Annotated in this window: 2 tRNA genes and 1 rRNA gene (1 of these 3 only partly in view); all 3 read left to right on the top strand. The window is 49.3% G+C overall.

Annotation, left to right across the window (positions count from 1 at the left end):
* The first annotated feature begins 22 nt into the window (after positions 1-22).
* Positions 23-99, top strand: a tRNA-Ile gene (locus ACSVDO_RS02250).
* Positions 100-127: 28 nt separating this feature from the next.
* A tRNA-Ala gene (locus tag ACSVDO_RS02255) sits at positions 128-203 on the top strand.
* A gap of 401 nt (positions 204-604) precedes the next feature.
* Positions 605-2,500: ribosomal RNA gene (locus ACSVDO_RS02260) — 23S ribosomal RNA — on the top strand; it runs 981 nt beyond the window's last position.

Here is a 2,500-nt window from a genome sequence, read left to right on the forward strand (position 1 = left end):
GCAAGCCGGCCGAAACAGGAATGGGTCTGTAGCTCAGCTGGTTAGAGCACTGTGTTGATAACGCAGGGGTCGTTGGTTCGAGCCCAACTAGACCCACCATGCTTCCACTCCGTACTTTGAGGATCCCGGGGGATTAGCTCAGCTGGGAGAGCACCTGCTTTGCAAGCAGGGGGTCGTCGGTTCGATCCCGTCATCCTCCACCAATAACTTCGGGTTAGTCCTTAGCGTGTGTTTTTACATGCTATAATTTTTGACTCAACACAAAAGCAGTCTTGCTTAAGACTGCTTTTGTGTTGAATCGTTATCTAACGATTCATCGGCTGTTCTTTAAAAATTCATAGAGTCGAAATCAGAGTTGTTAGCGGAAACTGCACATTCGTAAAGGTTTAGTGCAGACCGTGCCGCTAACAACATTTTTGATTGCGTCAAAACAAAATTTAACTTTGTTAAATTTTAAGTAATGACGAATCATTCTCTAAACAACCACTGAGAAATCAGTGGAAGCAAAAAGAATGTTCACATTACGGCATAACGCGCGAGGTGAGAGACCTCGCACAGTCTTTGATACAACCGCGAAGTCTCGCAAGAGACGTCAAAGTTATAGGGTCAAGTGACTAAGAGCATATGGTGGATGCCTTGGCGATTACAGGCGACGAAAGACGTGATAGCCTGCGATAAGCTTCGGGGAGCTGGCAAATAAGCTTTGATCCGGAGATTTCTGAATGGGGAAACCCACCCGCAAGGGTATCGCATACTGAATACATAGGTATGCGAAGCGAACCGAGTGAACTGAAACATCTAAGTAGCTCGAGGAAAAGACATCAACCGAGATTCCGAAAGTAGTGGCGAGCGAAATCGGAACAGCCTTCTAGTGATAGTCGACGAGTTAGCAAAGTGGCATGGAAAGGCCAACCATAGTGGGTGATAGTCCCGTATGCGAAAACTCATCGGTGGTACTAAGTTAGAGAAAAGTAGGGCGGGGCACGAGAAACCTTGTCTGAATATGGGGGGACCATCCTCCAAGGCTAAATACTCGTAATCGACCGATAGTGAACCAGTACCGTGAGGGAAAGGCGAAAAGAACCCCGGGAGGGGAGTGAAATAGATCCTGAAACCGTATGCTTACAAAAAGTAGGAGCCCGCAAGGGTGACTGCGTACCTTTTGTATAATGGGTCAGCGACTTACATTCAGTGGCAAGGTTAACCGAATAGGGAAGCCGTAGAGAAATCGAGTCCGAATAGGGCGAATCAGTCGCTGGGTGTAGACCCGAAACCAAGTGATCTATCCATGGCCAGGATGAAGGTGCCGTAACAGGTACTGGAGGTCCGAACCGACTAATGTTGCAAAATTAGCGGATGAGCTGTGGATAGGGGTGAAAGGCTAAACAAACTTGGAAATAGCTGGTTCTCTCCGAAAACTATTTAGGTAGTGCCTCAAGTATTACCTGCGGGGGTAGAGCACTGTTTAGGCTAGGGGGTCATGGCGACTTACCAAACCTATGCAAACTCCGAATACCGCAGAGTACAGCTTGGGAGACAGAGCACCGGGTGCTAACGTCCGGACTCAAGAGGGAAACAACCCAGACCGCCAGCTAAGGTCCCTAAAATTGGCTAAGTGGGAAACGAAGTGGGAAGGCTAAAACAGTCAGGATGTTGGCTTAGAAGCAGCCATCATTTAAAGAAAGCGTAATAGCTCACTGATCGAGTCGTCCTGCGCGGAAGATGTAACGGGGCTAAGCCAGTTACCGAAGCTGCGGATGTGCAATTTATTGCACGTGGTAGGAGAGCGTTCTGTAAGCCTGTGAAGGTGTCTGGTGACGGATGCTGGAGGTATCAGAAGTGCGAATGCTGACATGAGTAGCGTTAAAGGGGGTGAAAAGCCCCCTCGCCGTAAGCGCAAGGTTTTCTACGCAACGTTCATCGGCGTAGAGTGAGTCGGCCCCTAAGGCGAGGCAGAGATGCGTAGCTGATGGGAAACAGGTCAATATTCCTGTACCGATGTGTAGTGCGATGTGGGGACGGAGAAGGTTAGCTCAGCCAACTGTTGGATATGTTGGTTCAAGCCTGTAGTCATGCCCGGTAGGCAAATCCGCCGGGCTTAGATGAGGGGTGATAACGAGTCTGCTTGCAGACGAAGTGAGTGATACCCAGCTTCCAGGAAAAGCCACTAAGCTTCAGCTACACACGACCGTACCGCAAACCGACACTGGTGCGCGAGATGAGTATTCTAAGGCGCTTGAGAGAACTCTGGAGAAGGAACTCGGCAAATTGATACCGTAACTTCGGGAGAAGGTATGCCGCAAGTAGGTGATCCTGCACAAGGGGAGCCCAAAGCGGTTGCAAAAAATCGGTGGCTGCGACTGTTTAATAAAAACACAGCACTCTGCAAACACGAAAGTGGACGTATAGGGTGTGACGCCTGCCCGGTGCTGGAAGATTAAATGATGGGGTGCAAGCTCTTGATTGAAGTCCCAGTAAACGGCGGCCGTAACTATAACGG

This window comes from Comamonas sp. DB36, assembly GCF_057914905.1.